This is a genomic window from Actinomadura rubrisoli, assembly GCF_004349215.1.
Classification (GTDB): Bacteria; Actinomycetota; Actinomycetes; order Streptosporangiales; family Streptosporangiaceae; genus Spirillospora; species Spirillospora rubrisoli.
The window spans coordinates 1-14,880 of sequence record NZ_SMKU01000230.1 but is presented as its reverse complement, the minus strand read 5'-3'; the positions used below and the strand labels follow the sequence as shown (position 1 = coordinate 14,880).

Here is a 14,880-nt window from a genome sequence, read left to right as displayed (position 1 = left end):
CGCAGGTTGGTCGCGGCGCCGTGGTCGCACAGGTAGGCGGCGGCGGCCGGGACGGCGTCGGCGGGGTCGTGGACGTCCTTGCGTCCGTCGCGGTCGCCGTCGCGGCCGTAGGAACGCCAGGTGGCCGGCATGAACTGCATCGGCCCCAGCGCGCCTGCCGAGCTGGGGCCGGTGTTGGCTCCGTGCCGTGATTCGACGTAGCCGATCGCGGCCAGCACCTGCCAGTCCACGCATGAGCCGGCGGCGGCCCGCTTGTACAAGGAGCGGTAGGCCGCCGGGATACCGGCGCCGCCGCCACCGTCGGCGCCGTCCGGTTCATCGCCGCCGCCCGCCCCAGGGCCGCCTGTGCCCGGCTTGCCGCCGCGGCTGCCGCCTTCACCGGCACCGTAGGCATCGGTGAAGGCGGCAACGGCGGTGACCAGCTCGCCCAGCATCGGGACATCACCGAACACGCCGGGGTTGATGCAGGCCACGCCGAGCGCGCCCGCCACCGCGGCGGCGGCGGCGACCCTGCTCATCGGCCCTTCTCACCGGTGTCCGCGCCGCGCGGCTCGTCGTCCCGGCCGGGCTTGCCGGGCTTGTTCTGGGAAGGTTGCTCGGCGTCGCGATCCTGCACGTCCGCCTCGGCCTGGTCCACGACCATCCGGACGGTCTGCCCGGCCTGATCGGTGATCTGGTCGGCAACCACCGGCGCGACCCACACCAGCAGCGCCAGCAGCGGCACCGGCGCCAGCCACAGAAGCGGCCGATCGACCTTGCCGTCCATCAGGTCGCGGGCCATCACCAATCCCTTGACCAGCAGCACCGCCACCACGATGACGCCGACCACCGCAGGGGCCGCCTCATCCACACCGGCGACCAGCTCGTAGCCCGCCCGGGCCAGCGGAACCAGGCCGAGCCCGGCCGTCAGCACCGCCACGATGGTGACGAACGAGGCGACCTGCCCACCCGCCCGCTGCAAGCGCGCCTTCACCTGGCCGCCGCGCCCACCCTCCCCTATCTCGCCGGGGTCCTGGCCGGGGGTGCGGAACCGCTTCAGGCCCTTGGCCAACGCCAGCCCGGGAATGGTCAGGAACACCAGGTTGAGCACGATGCCCGCCAGATCCACCCCGCCGAGCCCGGCCACCAGATCGGCAACAGCATCCATGTGATCGACTCCTTTCTGTTCTGGGTGTTTTCACAGCAGGTGCAAGAAGACAGCCATGTTGAGCAGCCACCACCAGGTCTGGACGATCAGGACCGGTACGCCGCGGAAGGGGCGCTCCAGCGCCCACGCCTTCCAATAGGCCCACGCGGTGATCGGCAGGCACACCAGCCGGAACCACCAGATCTGACCGGTGCGCAACGGCCCGTCGGTGGGCGCGCCGCCGCCGTGCCGGGCGTAGGCGGCCAGCTTGGCCAACCCGGGCCGCTCCCCCCAGAGGTCGGGCGGATAAACACCGCCCACCAGCCAGGAGCACAACCTCCCGATCCGGCCACCGGCAACCTCCGCGGCCGCCTCGGCATCACCGCACCCAGGCACATCCGGCGCGCCACCGGTGGGCACGCGTCGGGTGTCACCGGCGCGATGCCGAGCGTCCACGGCGGGCGGGGCGTCCGCGGCGGGCGGGGGCGGGCCGTCCGCAGGTTCCGCGGCCCGGCCCGCCCCCTGCACGGTGTGTGGCTCGGCCGCCACTACTTGCCGCTTTCCTTGCTGTCGCCGGAGGTCGCCCACAGCGCGGCGGCGGTGCCGACGGCCAGCGCGGCGACCAGGAAGACGCCGTTGAGGTTCCACTCGTAGGCGATGATGGCGGCGACGAACCAGAACACCGGCAGCCAGAGCAGCTTGAACATCACAAGATCCCCTTTTCGGGTTGATGGAACAGAGAACTTCGCTTTTTGTGCAGCACGAAATGACCGGGCGGGCTCGAACACCCCGCCCGGTCATTTCCGGGACACGAATCAAGGCCGGGTGGCCCCGGGCCTTCTAGTCGGCTTGGTCAGCGGATGCAGCGCCTTGACGCCGGGCGTATTAGGCGCTCGTCGCCGGTTTAGGCGCTGCCGGGTGATCAGCGTGGCGGTCTGGGGAGTTGAACCCGCCAGGTCTGCCCGTCGGCGTAGCCGAAGTTTCCCCGGAACGTCTCGATTCAGGTGCCTTCCGGGTCGTGGTGGGCGTCGGTGACCTCATCACCGGAGGCGAGAACGTCACCTTGGCGGAGATCCTGGCCGCGGACGGGTTTGGTCTTGGTCTTCTCCATAGGGCTCCAGATGGATTGGGGGAAGGTGGCAGGCTCGCGTTTCCCCGGTTCCATGCCCGCGGTCGCTTGGCGAGGGATTACCGGTGTCGTCCGGTGCCGTTCTCGATGGCTTTCGGCGTGATTTTCCGAATGGTCGCCGCTCTGGCAGTGCTGATGCTCAGCGCGTACGCGATCTCAGAAACTTTCATGGGTTTTCCGGAGGCTTGCTCGACCTCAGCGACGATGCTCGACATCCGCTCGTCGCTGACGTTGTGACCACGTTCTAGAATCTTTCCTGAGGTTTCTGTGATCTTTCCCGGATCTTTCCCGGAACTGGCATCGCCCCAGGTCACATCCAGCGCGGTGCTTTCCGGAAGCTTTCCCGCCGCTTTCTGGTCGTGGCTGCCGAGCAGTTCGGCCAAGGGGTCGGTCCCGGAAATGGCATCGATCGCGGTGCTGGCCATCATCGCCTTAGCGGCGTCCACCAGAAGGCGGCGGGAAGCCGTCTCGTCCAGGCCGGTTTCGCAGGCTCGGTCGATCGCCTCGACGGGCAGGGTGCCGTCCCGGCAGGCCCGCATGATCGCCGCCCGCACCTTTTTGGCTCTGGCGCCTTTGTACCCGGCATCCTCTTGGGCTGCTTCCACCACCCGGGAAACCGCCTTGATCTTCTCGTTCCGCAGCACCAGGGCGGACGAAACGGGGGAGCGGTGCCGCAGCCGGTACAGGTTCGCCTCATGCCACGCGCCCGGATTGGTCACGCACAACACCATCGGGACGCGTTCCACGCCGATGGCGGCATCGATCCGCGCCCGCAGCAGCCAGGCCACGCTCTCGGCGAACACCGCCAGCGTGACCGCCATCAGCGCATGCGCGGCCACGAACCAGCTGAACCAGCCGCCGCCGATCGCGTGCCCGTACCAGGCGCCGATCCCGGCGCTGGTGGCCACCAGCACGACCCCATAGACGCGGGTGACCAGTTGGCCGCGGGACTCCTTGACCGCCAGCACTAGTGACAGTGCCACCAGCACTGTGCCGGCGACGTCGAAGCCCAGCGGCAGCAGCTCGGCGAGATGCTCAGGTTCCCCGGCCTTCAGCAGGGCGGTCTTGGCGTTGGCATACGACACCCACATGAGCATCGCGTACAGGGCGCCCACCACCACCAGAACCGCCTTACAGGCCCGCTCACCGCCCTTGCCCAGGGTGATCCGCCCAACACCGGGCAGCCCGGCCGGCTCGCGGCCGGAGCCTCCCTGCCGGGCCTCATCACCAGGGCCGTCATCGCCGGGACTGGTCGGCCGGTCGGCCGTCTCATCCATGCTGTCCATCGGGGTCCGCTGCTCCTTCCACGAAGAATCGGGGGGTGCAGGGTTGCGCGGTGCGGGCTGCCTTGCGGGGTGCGTTGCGGGCTGCGCAGACCCGATTGGCCAGGGTGCGATAACGGTGTGCGGCCCGAGCCGCGATCTCGTAGTCGGGCACCGTGACCGCCCTCCCCGCCACCCGGGCGTAGATGTCGGCCCGCGCATTCAGCGCCCGCACGATCAGGTCCAGATCGGCGGCGGTGAACGCGGAATTGATGGTCATGGTCGTCTCCGTGGGGAAAGGGTTCCCGGCCCAGAACGAAGAGCCAAGGGAAGGAACCTGTCCGGCTGATCTCAGTGCGGGGTGCGGTTCGGCTCGGCGCTGAAGAACATGACGTTCCCGCCCTGGAATTGGCGGGGCATCATCTTGAGGACGTGCTCGTAGACTGCGGACCGCGTGGTGCCCGCGCCGACCCGCATGGTGCACGTGAACGTGCCCTGCAGGGCACCAGTAGCGTTGTTGGTCGGCGTACTGATCGTGATGATCGCGAAGTACTCGGTCATGGCATCGACCTCATTCCGTGCAGCGCGTCCAGGTCGAAGGACCCGTTGTGGGTGGAGACGTTCATGCGACCGCCCACGGCCGCTCGCGCTCACTGCGGAGGGCGGCACGTTCCCTCGGGCCGGCGCCACCGAACACGCCGTAGCGGTCCTGCGACTGCTCGAACGTCAACGCCCACTCCAGGCACTCGGTGCGGACAGTGCAGGCCGTGCATGCCTGCTTCGCGAGCTGGGTGATGTGGTCACCTGTGCCGCCCTCGCTGAAGAACACCTCGACACCGAGTTCGGCGCACAGCGCGTCCTTGGTCCAGGCGGGAACTTCGAGGCGCAGGTTCACGCGTCCGGGGTCGTCCCACGGCTGGCGCGCGCGGATGCGGCGGTGGCGAGGCGCAGGCATGGCGTATCTCCTAGTCGGGAGGGGCATGGCCGGGTCGAGTCCGGCGTTTGATGGGCGGGGCGGGCTTGCAGGGAGGCGGCTTTCGTGTCTGCAGCGGCATCACTGGGGCGTCTGGAGTGCTGCCATCCCGCTGACCGGCATCCACCGCCGGTCTCCTATGAATCGGACCTGGTGGCCGTGGTCGCGGATTTCGGCGACCTGGCCGATGTACCAATAGCCGTCGTGAAGGAAGAGGTGCCAGTCGCGGATCTTGGCGTGGTGGCCGTCGTAGACCGGGCCGAGGTTGGTGAACCAGCGGCCGTCCACAGCGATCTCCTTGTCGGCGGGACTGTTGCCCGCGCTGAGGAAGTGCATGGCTACCTGGGCGTGAACGGGGCCGGCAGGGACGGCGGAGGCGTTCACGAGATCCGCCCTATCGCCTCCGACAGCGCGGACTCGATCGTGGGGTGGAACCGGATGCTGTCGGCGGCGTCGGTCGGGACGGCGTGGGGGCCGCGGACGTAGAACCGGCGGTGGTCCCGCAGCGGGGTGCACACTTGCCCGTATTCGCCGTCCACGGTGACGTACTCGGCGTGGCAACTGTCGCGGCCGACGATGTTGAACGTCGGTGTCCGCAGGATGCTGAGGATGCCAGTGTCGCCGTCGTGCAACGCCTCGGTCGCGTCGCGGACGACGTTGGTGATCTTTCCGTGGTAGTCCGATGTCATCGGTAGTCCTTCCTGGACGGGTTGAACGGTGCGCCTGTTTCACGCGGGCTGCCTCGGCGGCCGCGGAGTGGGCCGACCGGGGCAGAGGCGAGGAAGAGGCTGGGACGGCGGCCGTCAGCTGGTGGCGCGGATCCGCATCAGGTAATGCCGATAGCCCAGCTCGGCGGGGTTGTCGGGCGGAGCGCTGCATAGCAGGGCCGCCACGGCGGTGTTGTCGGCGAACGACACGTAGGTGGTGGTGCCGGGACCCAGGGCTCCCAGCGCGGCGGCCAGGAAGTCGGGGTTGAAGGCGATGCCGGGTGGGACGCTGCCGGTGTTGCTGTGGATGTGGGCGGGCAGGGTGTCGCGGCCGGTGGCTTCGTCGCCGTGCCCGGCCTGCAGCGTCATCTCTCCCGCCGCCTCACCGTCGTCCTGGTCTGTGGCAGTGGTGAAGCTCAGGTGGACGGGGGTGTTGCGTTCGGCGACGACCGCGACGTTGCGGACGGCGGTCAGGAACGCGGTCGTGTCGAGCCGCACACGGTGCGGCCGCGGCTTGTCCAGCAGCGTGGCGTAGTCGAGCGCGGCGCCGTCCAGCGTCCGGGTGATCAAGGTCCGGCCGGCTCCCTGGACGCTCAGCAGCTGCGGCTGCCCGTCGTCGTTGAGTGTCAGCCCCAGAGTGAGGTGGGCGTCGCCGGTCATGGTCTTGGCGATCTCGGCCATGGTCGACCAGTACACGAACACCGGCCCGGCCACTGTTGCGGTGGCAGTGCCACTGCTGGACCCGTCGGCGTCGTGGTGGTCGGCGGTGTCGTCGGGTTCGGTGATGGTGGGTTGCCAGCCGGGGACGACGCCCAGCGCGACGCGGTACCGGTCGGTGGCGGACAGCACCGGCGGGCCGTCAGGCCGCAGGTCGATGCGGATCGAGCACAGCGCCGGGACGGTGGCGTCATGGCTGGCGGCGACCACGGTCTGCCCGATCACCTGGGAGAGCGCGGCAGCGTCGATCCGCCCGATCACCGGCGGCGCGGGCGGCGGGCTGGGGTAGTCCTCCACCGGCATGGTGAGCAGGCTGAAGGCGGCGCGCCCGGCGCGCAGCCACACCGTGGCGCCCTCGCAATTGACCTCGCAAGAGCCCGCGGTCAGCCGCCGCGCGATCTCGGCGAGCAACCGGCCCGAGACCAGCACGGTGCCGTCCTGGCCAACGTCGGCGCCGGTCTCGGCGTGGGCGCACACCTCGTAGTCGAAGGTAGTGACGGTGAGACGGCCCTCGCCGGCGCGCAGCCGGATCCCGGCCAGGACCGGGACAGGCGGCCGCGCGGGCAGGAACCGCGCGGCCCAGCCGACCGCGTCGGCGAACACGGCGGTGTCGATCACGAACTTCACGCCGGTCACTCCCCCTCGTCGTCGTGGCAGCCGTGAAGGTCGCGGTAGGGGTCGGCGGCGGTACCGCCCAGGTCGGGGTGCACGAACCCCCACAGGGCCGCTTCCAGGGCCTGCCGGGCGTCGTCCAGCCACACCGGCACGCGGTGCCGCTCGAACACGGCGGCGACGTCGTCGGCCAGGGCCGCGAAGGCGCGGGGGTGCATCGGCACCGCGGCCGTGCGGGGAGGGCGCGCTGGTAGTGCGGGGCGGGTCTTCAACGGGATCAGGTCCTTCCGGGCCATGGACTGCCCGGGGGCAGTCGCCGGCTGGTGGTGGTCTCTGTCAGTGGCCGTGCTCGGGCTGGGTGGTAGGGGCGGGCGCTGGGCGGTGTTCGTGGTCGATGTCGGCGGCGTGCACGCCGCGCTGGCAGGCCGGGCAGCGGAACTGCACCGGGCCGCCGTCCAGCGGGGTTTCGCAGTTCGGGCAGTGCCGGGCCGGCCACGGCGACAGGCCCCGCCGGGCGGGCGGAACGATCGCGGCGGCGCCGGGGGTGCTGGTGAGCACCGGGGATCACCTCGTCACGCAAGAGGGCGGAATGCGGCGCGGGGACCGGCGAGGCATCCTTGCCCCGGCGGTCCCCGCGCGGTGATTGGTTCGGGTGTTCAGCCGTCGGCCGCCTCCAGGCCGCGAACGGTCGATTGGGCCTCGCCGAGCAGGCGGCCCAGTCGGGTCGCGGCGGCGGACGCCTCCCGCGTCACGCTCGCCAGCGCCCGGGCGGCGGCCTCGGCGTCGCCGCCGTATCGGCCGTAATCTGGGTGCTCACGGGCCCGGCCACTGGTCACCTGGCCGTCGATGAACTCGGCCATCTGCCGCAGCGCCTGCGGCAGCTTGGAAACGGCGGCCGACAGCTCGCCCAGCACGCTGTACACGTCGCTGGGGTAGGTCAGCCCGTTCGTACTCATGGTGGCGTAGTTGAGCAGCCGGAACGCGGTGTCGATCCCAGCCGCGACCGCGCGGGTCCGCTCGTTGTTGTGCGGGCCGTCGGCGGTGATCGGCCGGTCGTGCTCGTCCGCCCTGATCTCAATCATCTGTGATCGTCCCTTCCAGGTGGGCCGGAACAAGGCTGGTCAGCGGCCGTGACGTGGCCGATAGGTGAGGCGGTGCACTCGGAGACGCAGCGCCGTCCACAACCAGGCGACGGCGACGCGGGCGCGCCGCCGCGGGCCGGCCGGGGACGCCTCGGCGAGCAGCTGCTCGGCGGTGCGGCAGGCGCAACGCGGGCAATAGACGCGGCCGCCGGTGGTGCGCGGGATCAACCAGTCGTCCACACGGCTGAGCAAGGTCCGCGCGCAGCACACGTCGCACAGCGCGAACCATTCGCCCAAGCGGGAGTAGTCCAGCTTCCCGTCCGGGAACCGCAGCGGGATGATCACGCCTACTTCTTCTTCCCGGCCTCGTAGGTATCCCGGACGCTCTTGCCGCGCTCAGCGTTGCGGACGCTCTTGGGCTCGCCGTTGGGCCACGTCGAGGACTTGCCCTGGGTGGGGTTGTCGGCCATCGTTTGAACTTCCTTCCTGTTGGGAGGTGGCCCGGGACGCCACTGCTTGGAGGTGGGGGCGTCCCGGGGCTCGGGGAACTCTGCAAAGCCCTAGCTTTCGGGCGGGCCGGTCACTATTACGTCGAGGTAGCGGCGCACGCCGCTGTCACGCCGGTTGGGGTAGGGGACCGAGACTTCACCAACCGCGCACCGGTCGCCGGGCAGATCGGCCAGCAGGTCGGCCAGCGCCGCCACATCGGCGGCCTCGCCGGACAAGCGCACCTTGACTAGCCGAGGCCGTGGGGCCCTCACCGAGCGCCTCCCGTCTCGTCGCAGGGACTGGTGTCGGCGTCGGCTTTGGCGACCCAGGTGCCGTCGTCCCATTCGGGTGTGCCGGTCGGGCCGCCCGGCTCGTAGCGGGCGAAGCGACCCAGGCGGGACCAGTAGTAGTGGCAGCCCTGGTGGTGCCACAGCTCCGGCTCGACGTGGCCGAGCCACCGGCGGATGATCTCCCGACCGATGTGCTCAACGACGTCGCCGGCGCGCTTGTCGCCGTGCGGCGCCGGGTTCGCCTGGGCCACATGCCACAGCGTGACCAGACGGGAATCGCTGCAGGAACGCAGCTCGCTGTCGTCGATCTCGAACGTCACGCTGATCCGCGTCATTACGGCGCCTCCTGAGTATCTGTGTCAGCCAGCGCGGCCGGATGGGTGACCCACGGGGCGCGTGGCGAGACCGCGCCGGGGTGGTCGGTGACGATGGCCTCCAGCGCGGCTTCGGCGGCCCGGGCCCTCTGGCCGGCGGCGCCGTGCATGCCGGTGGGGGACGCGCGCCAGTCCGGGCGGTATCCAACGATCGCGGCGTCGGGCTCGGCGAACCAGTGGACGTAGTACGCGCACAGCTCGTACCACGAGCTGTCGGCCAGCCAGACGGGCGGCGCCGTCGCGGGGGCGGCCTCTCGCAGCAGGTTCGTCAGGCGCCGCCGGACGCGGTCGGCGTCGGCCCAGCAGATGATCGCCAGGCCGTCGGGCCATATGTCCGGGCTGTCCTGCAGACGCCGGGTGATCTCGGCGAACGCCTCCACTGGAGCGAGCGCACCGGCGGCAGGAGCCCCGTCACCCGGGGCCGCCACCGGCACGTCCACATGCAGGCCGCGGCCCACCATGACCACCCGGTGAATGCGCGTCAGGTCGGCGACGTCCCGGACAGATGCGGCATCTACGGCCAGCACAACGGCCGTCCCGGCCGCCATCCGCTCGTGCAGCCGCCGGGCTGCATCACGGGCCTCCAGATGCTCGCGGTAGGCGCCCTGCACAACCCAGCACCGGGTGCACACGCGGCCCCTGCCCAGCGGCACCGGGTCGCCGTACTCGTCCAGATCGCAGCCACCGCACAGGCGGCACACCCGCCGCAGCTCCCGAGCCTGGTCCAAGGCAGCCCGCTGGGCGTCCGAGACCGGGCGTTTGGCAACGGTGTCGTCCAGCGCGTACAGCGGCGCGTAACTGTTGCCGTGATACAGCACCTGGCCGCGCGGCACGGCACCGGGCGCGGGCTTGCGCGGAGGATCCATCCGGCCGAGTTGGGTGCGGGTGTGCCAGTCGCCGGGCACCTTCTCCCAGCTGGTGTACCGGGTGACGCCGTCCAGCGGCGCCCGGTAGTCACCGGCGCCCATTACCGGCCCGTCCTCACCGGCGTCGTGCCAGTGCTCTCCAGATCGCTGGCCAGCTCGTCGGCGATCACACCGACCACGACCCGCTCATCGGCGCGGATCGTTGATTCCCAGCACTGCCCGCACGCGGTCTTCCCGATCCGCCGCCGCATCGTGTGCTCGCGGGCGTCGCACAGCCTGCGGGCCTTGCGCGCCAGCATGTGCGTGCCGGTCAGGTGGTCCGGCTCCCACGCGAACTCGGCGGACGAGCCGGACTTGGCGCGGGCCCGCTTGCGAGTGCGGCGCACCGCGGCGACCGCGTCGGTCGCGGTGACCAGCCCGGAGCGGACCTTGTCGCGGGACGCGTCGTCCAGCTCCAGCAGCGCCACGTAGTACGACACCGTGGAAGACGACAGCCCGGTCGTGCGGGCGATGTCGGCCGCTGTGTAGTCGCGGTTGATCAGCGCGCCCATCGCCTCCGCCTTCTCCATGGCGTTGAGCTCGCGGCGCTGGCAGTTCTCCACCAGCATCAACTCCAGCGCCTGTCCGTCGTCCACACCGTGCCGAACCGTGACCGGTACCCGGTCACAACCGGCCTGGCGGGCGGCGGCGTAGCGGCGGTGCCCGGCCAGAAGCTCGAACGCACCCTGGCGGCGCGGGTGCGGGCGCACCACCAGCGGCTGCACCACCCCGTGCGCGCGAACCGAATCGACCAACTCGCTCAGGTCGCCCAGCTCCTCACGGATGTTCGCTGGGTGCGGGTGGATCAGGGACATATCCAGGTAGGCGTTACTGCCCATCAGGCTCTCCTTGTACGGAAGGGGCTCACCGAACACGGCAGCGCCCCGGCCAGGACCCTGGGGAAGGAGGCCCTGGCCGGGGCACTGGGGAGGGGATGCGCCGAGGCGCCCAGGCGCCAGCGCCTACGGCTGCTCGGACAGGGGCGGAGCAGAGCGGCCCGAGAACGGTCGACGGGCCGCCATAGCGCGGCGGGACGCCAATGCGGCCGCTTCCCGCAGCGAGGCATGCCAGCGGGCGGCCGAGACGTCCAGCCGGACGCGCTGCCCACTCCCCGGACACCGAACCGGTCGGAGCGCCACGTCTAAGGGGCGGGGCCGGGCGGTCCGGAAGCGCTCTTCCGGACCGATCAACGGCTCCCGGCTATGTGCCACCAGCATCCCCCGCCGCCACAGCCGCAGCCGGCCGCAGTCATCGCACCGAACCCGCGGACGCTGACCGGGAACCAACGACAGCCAATCGGGGTTCAGTGAACTTGCCAGGATCGGCGGGCGCCCGTTGTGTCTGGTCACCAGACCTCCCACATGTCAGAACCACCAGCACGAACTTGCCTTCTCCGCCCACCACGGACGATCACCCGGCCATCAGCAGGGTCCCGCCCGTGGCGCACGGACAGCACAAGTCGCTGTTCGAATCAGTCGCACTGCCCTGACCAGGGACATCCGGGGACTTGGAGGAGCATCGGCCCGGACACGGGAACCGTTGACCCTGATCACCAGCGCGGTATGGGGGTTATCAAGAAGCGCTGCCCTGGAGGTCCAGGGACGTCCTCCCTCAACTCCTGAGGGTGTTAAGGGGGGCTTAGCAGGACGGTGCCACTGAGCCCCTCGGACTGTCAAGCCCCCCTTAGCGCTAACCTTGTGGAGATAGGGAGCTGTGGGCGTCCAGGTAAGGAGACTGTGTGATCGAGGAGGTCCGACGGCTTGCGCAGATCGAAGATCACAAGCTTCGTTTGCGCGAGGCCGCACGGCTCATGGCTGAGCTCCAGGATGCCGTGAAAGAGACCTCGCGGATGCGCCGCGAGAGCATCCAGGCGCTCCGGGAGCGAGGCCTGTCCATGGCGGATGTGGCACGGCTCATGGGCATCAGCCGTGCGCGCGTCGCACAACTCAAGGACGTCGGGCCGCCTCCCGAACGCGCCTTCCTCGGCACGGGCAAGATCAGCGTGGCGGTGCCGGAACGGCCTGGGGGACGACGACTCGTCGCGCGCGCCGACGCGGCCGCAGGTCAGACCGTCCTTGGACTTGCGAACGCGCTCGGACTCAGTGGCGACCTCGAATACATCCCGCTGACCGGCGAGATCGACCTCAACCGAGACGGCCTGGTCGTGATCTGCGGACCGAAGTCGTCGCCGGTGACCGCAGAAACGCTTCGCGGGGACCCGGTGCTGAATTTCAGTGAGCTGACCGACGGGCGATGGGCAATAACCGAGCGAGCGACCTCGACGGCACACACCTCGCCATCCGACGATCCCAACGATCCTCGGGAGACCGACATCGCCTACCTCGGACGTCTTCCGCGGCCCGATGGGCAGGGCTCGTTCCTCTACATCGCCGGTGTCCATGCGATCGGATCTCTCGGCGCGGCCCACTACCTGAATGGTCATCTCGCGGAGCTTTATGACCAAGTGGGTACTGACTTGTTCTCAATGGTGATCACCTCTGACCACGACCAAGCGACCGAAGAGATCCATTCTTCACACGTGCTCACGTCGCCTCAACGTCACGAGGGGGAGGGGAAACGGTGAACGTTTCTTTCGCCACCGCGGGCAAGGCACCGAAGGCGGTCAACGAGGACTATGTTGCTGCTGCGCCGGACATGGTCGTGCTCTTGGACGGATCCGGTCTCCCCCCGGAGTCGGATATCGGCTGCAAGCACGGACTCCCGTGGTTCGTCCGGTTTCTGGCGGCGCGATTCATGGACGAGGCCCGGAACACCGACGAGAGCCTGACCCATGCGCTCCGGAGGGCCATCGCGGCGACGTCTGCGGCCCATGCCGACACCTGCGATCCCATGCATCCCCAATCGCCGTCGGCGACCGTGGTCGCGGTCCGAACAACCGCATCAAGGCAGGTGGATTGGCTTGTTCTCGGTGACTCCTTCGTGGTGCTGCGAGACGGCGAAGGCTTCAAGGCGTTTACCGATCAGCGACTGAAACAGAGTGCCGTCCAGCAGCGCAATTCGCTTCGCCAGGCCAACACGGGCGACCATGGGCTCTGGGCAGCCCTGGTGGCGGAAGAACGTCGTCTAAGGAACCATCCTGACGGCTACTGGGTCGCGGCGGGCGAGCCAGCCGCAGCAGAACATGCCCTCACCGGGACGACGCCCGTCCACGATCTCACGCACGCGCTCCTTCTCTCAGACGGGGGTGCACGCCCAGTTGAACCGTTCGGCGTGACGACGTGGGAGGAGTGCTTCGATCGCCTCATCCACCGGGGGATGCGAAGTTGGCTGGATCATGTGCGTGACGTTGAGAACACCGACCCTGACCGGACCAGATGGGCACGCTCGAAGCGCCACGATGACGCGACCATCGCCCTAATCGAATTCTGAGCGCCGACTCTGACCATGCGTTCGCTGTGGAAACTGACCTACGAATGGACGGCCGACGAATGAAGCCGGATGAGGACCTCCCTCGCCACTCGGTCAGCGTCTCAGGGATCGTGGTCCGAGACGACGGACGCATCCTTGCCATCAAGCGCGCCGACGACGGCCGTTGGGTGCCGCCTGGCGGTGTCCTGGAACTGGACGAGACACCGTTCGAGGGCGTTGTCCGCGAGGTGTTCGAGGAAACCGGCGTGAAGGTCGAGCCTGAGCGGCTGACTGGCGTCTACAAGAACATGAAGCAGGGCGTGGTCTCCCTGGCCATTCGCTGCCGGCCGGTCAGCGGGGAGCCCGACCTGTCTGATGAAGCAACAGAGGTTGCTTGGCTTCTGCCGTCTAAAGCAGCGGAGGCGATGCCCGAAGCCCGAGCCGTCCGTGTGGCGGACGCGTTGAGGAGCGACAGCCCGTTCCTGCGCATCCACGACGGAACCTCGCTGTTGTAGCTCGTTCCTTTGCCTGCCTACAAGAACATGCGCCGAGGTGTGGTCTCCCTGGCGCGGGAGCTCTTCGGCGTGCTGGTCGACGGCCATCCCGAGGACGCTGCCGGGCTCGCGGGCACCAGCCCGGCGCTACCCGGCGGCCCACGCCCGGTAGGCGGCTGTTGCGCGGCGCTGAAGATGCCAACGAAAGCGGCGTTCACGGTGTCGCGATGAGGCATGACGTGACGCGGTACGCGGCCGTTGTGGGCGCGTCGGCGGTGGCGATGTCGGTCTGCGGGCAGGCCAGGACCAGGAACGGCGTCGGCGGATCAGGTTGCGGAGGCTGGCCAAGAGCGACGCCGAGCTCGGCGCCGAGGCGCTTGCCCGCCGTATCCGGCCGGAGACGTCGTGACCGCCCCTAGACGGGTCCCCGGCCCGGTGCCGCGCGATCTCGACCAGGTGTGAGAGGCAGCCAGCGGCGCCGCCGAGGCCCTGATCCTGCAGGCCCGCGAAGAGGAGGGCATCTACGCCCGCACCGCGCTGCAGTTGATGATGTACGTGCTCGTCCGCGCCCTGGACGCCACCCCGGCCGCCGTTTCGACCTCGGCCTCGCGCTGGTCCGCGAGGTGGTGGAGAGCCACGGCGGCCGAGTCTCAGCGGTGGGCGAACCCGGCCAGGGCGCGGCGTTCACCGTACGGCTGCCGTACGCACGCCAGGAGGCGGCCGTACCGCCTAGGCGCGTATCGCTAGTGACGCGACTGATCGGCCCAGTGTTTGAGTCTCTCGACGTGCGAACGCACGGGAGCGAGGGCGAATCCGGCCCCGAAGCCGAGCCCCCCGAGGGCGGCGAGAAGCCAGCCCGCGATCGTCCGTGACCGCTCGGCGATGGCGCATGCCTTCGGGCCGTCGGGTCCTTGCTTCACCTCGCCCTTGCCGTGGTCGAGCGCGGTGCCGCAGCCGAGCCGGACGCTGGTCACAATGGGGGACGAATCGTCCAGATCCTTCTGCCCCACCAGCACCTGGTCGCTTCTCTTGGCGTAGAGGGTCTCGACGTCGTACGGCTTGTGGTGGTCGCCGAGGTAGTACACCACGGTGACCGGCAGCATCAGGAACACCAGACCCGCGATGAACATCAAGATGGACACGGTCCAAACCCACAGCCTCGGGCGCCGGAGCGGGCTGACCGGCAGGTCCGGGTCATCGATGGGCTGCTCGCGGAACGCCTCGGAGCCGTGGTCATCCGGCATGTCGATCCTCCTGTTTGGGGGCGCCGGCGCCAGTTGTACTGACACGGCAGTTGTACTGCCGCAGCTCCGGGAGGGGTCCCGCTAGAGGGGCGGGCGGAGGAGGCGGC

At 69.6% G+C, this 14,880-nt stretch carries 24 protein-coding genes; 3 read left to right on the top strand and 21 right to left on the bottom strand.

Annotated features, from left to right (window positions below; translation table 11 throughout):
- The 20 genes from E1298_RS32145 to E1298_RS32070 all read right to left on the bottom strand — a co-directional run.
- A partial coding sequence (locus E1298_RS32145; protein WP_165975788.1) for a lytic transglycosylase domain-containing protein occupies positions 1 to 518 on the bottom strand: 518 nt, incomplete at its 3' end.
- Positions 515 to 1,147: a hypothetical protein gene (locus E1298_RS32140; protein ID WP_131899979.1), complete on the bottom strand. Its 633-nt coding sequence runs from the start codon at positions 1,145 to 1,147 to the stop codon at positions 515 to 517. The genes E1298_RS32145 and E1298_RS32140, both read right to left, overlap by 4 nt.
- A gap of 30 nt (positions 1,148 to 1,177) precedes the next feature.
- Positions 1,178 to 1,447 carry a hypothetical protein gene (locus E1298_RS32135; RefSeq protein ID WP_131899977.1) on the bottom strand — a complete coding sequence of 90 codons (270 nt, stop codon included), beginning with the start codon at positions 1,445 to 1,447 and terminating at the stop codon, positions 1,178 to 1,180.
- 227 nt (positions 1,448 to 1,674) lie between these two features.
- Positions 1,675 to 1,833, bottom strand: a complete 159-nt coding sequence (locus E1298_RS48610; protein WP_165975787.1) for a hypothetical protein — start codon at positions 1,831 to 1,833, stop codon at positions 1,675 to 1,677.
- Between the two features lie 481 nt (positions 1,834 to 2,314).
- Complete coding sequence (locus E1298_RS32130) at positions 2,315 to 3,541, bottom strand: hypothetical protein (RefSeq protein ID WP_131899975.1); 1,227 nt, start codon at positions 3,539 to 3,541, stop codon at positions 2,315 to 2,317.
- Positions 3,525 to 3,797, bottom strand: a complete 273-nt coding sequence (locus tag E1298_RS32125) for a hypothetical protein (protein ID WP_131899973.1) — start codon at positions 3,795 to 3,797, stop codon at positions 3,525 to 3,527. Before E1298_RS32125 ends, E1298_RS32130 begins: the two co-directional genes overlap by 17 nt.
- A 71-nt stretch (positions 3,798 to 3,868) precedes the next feature.
- A complete protein-coding gene (locus E1298_RS32120; protein WP_131899971.1) occupies positions 3,869 to 4,078 on the bottom strand; it encodes a hypothetical protein in 210 nt (69 codons plus the stop codon).
- Between the two features lie 61 nt (positions 4,079 to 4,139).
- Entirely contained in the window at positions 4,140 to 4,472 is a 333-nt protein-coding gene (locus E1298_RS32115) for a WhiB family transcriptional regulator (RefSeq protein WP_165975786.1), read from the bottom strand.
- Positions 4,473 to 4,571: 99 nt separating this feature from the next.
- Entirely contained in the window at positions 4,572 to 4,826 is a 255-nt protein-coding gene (locus E1298_RS32110; protein WP_131899967.1) for a hypothetical protein, read from the bottom strand.
- 44 nt (positions 4,827 to 4,870) lie between these two features.
- Positions 4,871 to 5,179, bottom strand: coding sequence for a hypothetical protein (locus E1298_RS32105; RefSeq protein ID WP_131899965.1), 309 nt, complete (start codon positions 5,177 to 5,179; stop codon positions 4,871 to 4,873).
- Positions 5,180 to 5,293: 114 nt separating this feature from the next.
- The gene (locus E1298_RS32100) at positions 5,294 to 6,541 is read right to left on the bottom strand and encodes a DNA polymerase III subunit beta (RefSeq protein ID WP_165975785.1); all 1,248 of its coding nucleotides are present in this window, start codon (positions 6,539 to 6,541) and stop codon (positions 5,294 to 5,296) included.
- 5 nt (positions 6,542 to 6,546) lie between these two features.
- Positions 6,547 to 6,750, bottom strand: coding sequence for a hypothetical protein (locus tag E1298_RS48605; protein ID WP_165975784.1), 204 nt, complete (start codon positions 6,748 to 6,750; stop codon positions 6,547 to 6,549).
- A gap of 112 nt (positions 6,751 to 6,862) precedes the next feature.
- Positions 6,863 to 7,084 carry a hypothetical protein gene (locus E1298_RS32095; protein WP_131899961.1) on the bottom strand — a complete coding sequence of 74 codons (222 nt, stop codon included), beginning with the start codon at positions 7,082 to 7,084 and terminating at the stop codon, positions 6,863 to 6,865.
- A 98-nt stretch (positions 7,085 to 7,182) separates the two neighbouring features.
- Positions 7,183 to 7,608: a hypothetical protein gene (locus E1298_RS32090; protein WP_131899959.1), complete on the bottom strand. Its 426-nt coding sequence runs from the start codon at positions 7,606 to 7,608 to the stop codon at positions 7,183 to 7,185.
- A gap of 39 nt (positions 7,609 to 7,647) precedes the next feature.
- Positions 7,648 to 7,953: a hypothetical protein gene (locus E1298_RS32085; RefSeq protein WP_131899957.1), complete on the bottom strand. Its 306-nt coding sequence runs from the start codon at positions 7,951 to 7,953 to the stop codon at positions 7,648 to 7,650.
- A gap of 2 nt (positions 7,954 to 7,955) precedes the next feature.
- Positions 7,956 to 8,078: a hypothetical protein gene (locus E1298_RS51315; RefSeq protein ID WP_279499320.1), complete on the bottom strand. Its 123-nt coding sequence runs from the start codon at positions 8,076 to 8,078 to the stop codon at positions 7,956 to 7,958.
- Between the two features lie 90 nt (positions 8,079 to 8,168).
- Positions 8,169 to 8,333, bottom strand: a complete 165-nt coding sequence (locus E1298_RS48600; protein ID WP_165975783.1) for a hypothetical protein — start codon at positions 8,331 to 8,333, stop codon at positions 8,169 to 8,171.
- Positions 8,334 to 8,365: 32 nt separating this feature from the next.
- Positions 8,366 to 8,722 carry a hypothetical protein gene (locus tag E1298_RS32080; protein ID WP_131899955.1) on the bottom strand — a complete coding sequence of 119 codons (357 nt, stop codon included), beginning with the start codon at positions 8,720 to 8,722 and terminating at the stop codon, positions 8,366 to 8,368.
- Entirely contained in the window at positions 8,722 to 9,729 is a 1,008-nt protein-coding gene (locus E1298_RS32075) for a hypothetical protein (RefSeq protein ID WP_131899953.1), read from the bottom strand. Before E1298_RS32075 ends, E1298_RS32080 begins: the two co-directional genes overlap by 1 nt.
- The gene (locus E1298_RS32070) at positions 9,729 to 10,505 is read right to left on the bottom strand and encodes a ParB/RepB/Spo0J family partition protein (protein ID WP_131899951.1); all 777 of its coding nucleotides are present in this window, start codon (positions 10,503 to 10,505) and stop codon (positions 9,729 to 9,731) included. Before E1298_RS32070 ends, E1298_RS32075 begins: the two co-directional genes overlap by 1 nt.
- An 899-nt stretch (positions 10,506 to 11,404) precedes the next feature.
- On the opposite strand from E1298_RS32070, the gene E1298_RS32065 reads away from it, so the two are divergent.
- The 3 genes from E1298_RS32065 to E1298_RS32055 are packed head-to-tail and all read left to right on the top strand — an operon-like array spanning position 11,405 to position 13,550.
- Positions 11,405 to 12,250: a sigma-70 family RNA polymerase sigma factor gene (locus tag E1298_RS32065; protein WP_131899949.1), complete on the top strand. Its 846-nt coding sequence runs from the start codon at positions 11,405 to 11,407 to the stop codon at positions 12,248 to 12,250.
- Positions 12,247 to 13,056, top strand: coding sequence for a protein phosphatase 2C domain-containing protein (locus E1298_RS32060; protein ID WP_131899947.1), 810 nt, complete (start codon positions 12,247 to 12,249; stop codon positions 13,054 to 13,056). Before E1298_RS32065 ends, E1298_RS32060 begins: the two co-directional genes overlap by 4 nt.
- Before the next feature lie 59 nt (positions 13,057 to 13,115).
- Complete coding sequence (locus tag E1298_RS32055; RefSeq protein WP_131899945.1) at positions 13,116 to 13,550, top strand: NUDIX domain-containing protein; 435 nt, start codon at positions 13,116 to 13,118, stop codon at positions 13,548 to 13,550.
- A 722-nt stretch (positions 13,551 to 14,272) separates the two neighbouring features.
- Here E1298_RS32055 and E1298_RS32045 read toward each other — a convergent pair.
- Entirely contained in the window at positions 14,273 to 14,773 is a 501-nt protein-coding gene (locus tag E1298_RS32045; protein ID WP_131899943.1) for a hypothetical protein, read from the bottom strand.
- Positions 14,774 to 14,880 lie beyond the last annotated feature (107 nt).

Coding starts and splice junctions, on each gene's coding strand:
- E1298_RS32140 (WP_131899979.1), bottom strand. CDS start 1,147: ATGGATGCTGTTGCCGATCTGGTGGCCGGGCTCGGCGGGGTGGATCTG.
- E1298_RS48610 (WP_165975787.1), bottom strand. CDS start 1,833: ATGTTCAAGCTGCTCTGGCTGCCGGTGTTCTGGTTCGTCGCCGCCATC.
- E1298_RS32130 (WP_131899975.1), bottom strand. CDS start 3,541: ATGGACAGCATGGATGAGACGGCCGACCGGCCGACCAGTCCCGGCGAT.
- E1298_RS32125 (WP_131899973.1), bottom strand. CDS start 3,797: ATGACCATCAATTCCGCGTTCACCGCCGCCGATCTGGACCTGATCGTG.
- E1298_RS32120 (WP_131899971.1), bottom strand. CDS start 4,078: ATGACCGAGTACTTCGCGATCATCACGATCAGTACGCCGACCAACAAC.
- E1298_RS32115 (WP_165975786.1), bottom strand. CDS start 4,472: ATGCCTGCGCCTCGCCACCGCCGCATCCGCGCGCGCCAGCCGTGGGAC.
- E1298_RS32110 (WP_131899967.1), bottom strand. CDS start 4,826: ATGCACTTCCTCAGCGCGGGCAACAGTCCCGCCGACAAGGAGATCGCT.
- E1298_RS32105 (WP_131899965.1), bottom strand. CDS start 5,179: ATGACATCGGACTACCACGGAAAGATCACCAACGTCGTCCGCGACGCG.
- E1298_RS32090 (WP_131899959.1), bottom strand. CDS start 7,608: ATGATTGAGATCAGGGCGGACGAGCACGACCGGCCGATCACCGCCGAC.
- E1298_RS51315 (WP_279499320.1), bottom strand. CDS start 8,078: ATGGCCGACAACCCCACCCAGGGCAAGTCCTCGACGTGGCCCAACGGC.
- E1298_RS32080 (WP_131899955.1), bottom strand. CDS start 8,722: ATGACGCGGATCAGCGTGACGTTCGAGATCGACGACAGCGAGCTGCGT.
- E1298_RS32075 (WP_131899953.1), bottom strand. CDS start 9,729: ATGGGCGCCGGTGACTACCGGGCGCCGCTGGACGGCGTCACCCGGTAC.
- E1298_RS32070 (WP_131899951.1), bottom strand. CDS start 10,505: ATGGGCAGTAACGCCTACCTGGATATGTCCCTGATCCACCCGCACCCA.
- E1298_RS32055 (WP_131899945.1), top strand. CDS start 13,116: ATGAAGCCGGATGAGGACCTCCCTCGCCACTCGGTCAGCGTCTCAGGG.
- E1298_RS32045 (WP_131899943.1), bottom strand. CDS start 14,773: ATGCCGGATGACCACGGCTCCGAGGCGTTCCGCGAGCAGCCCATCGAT.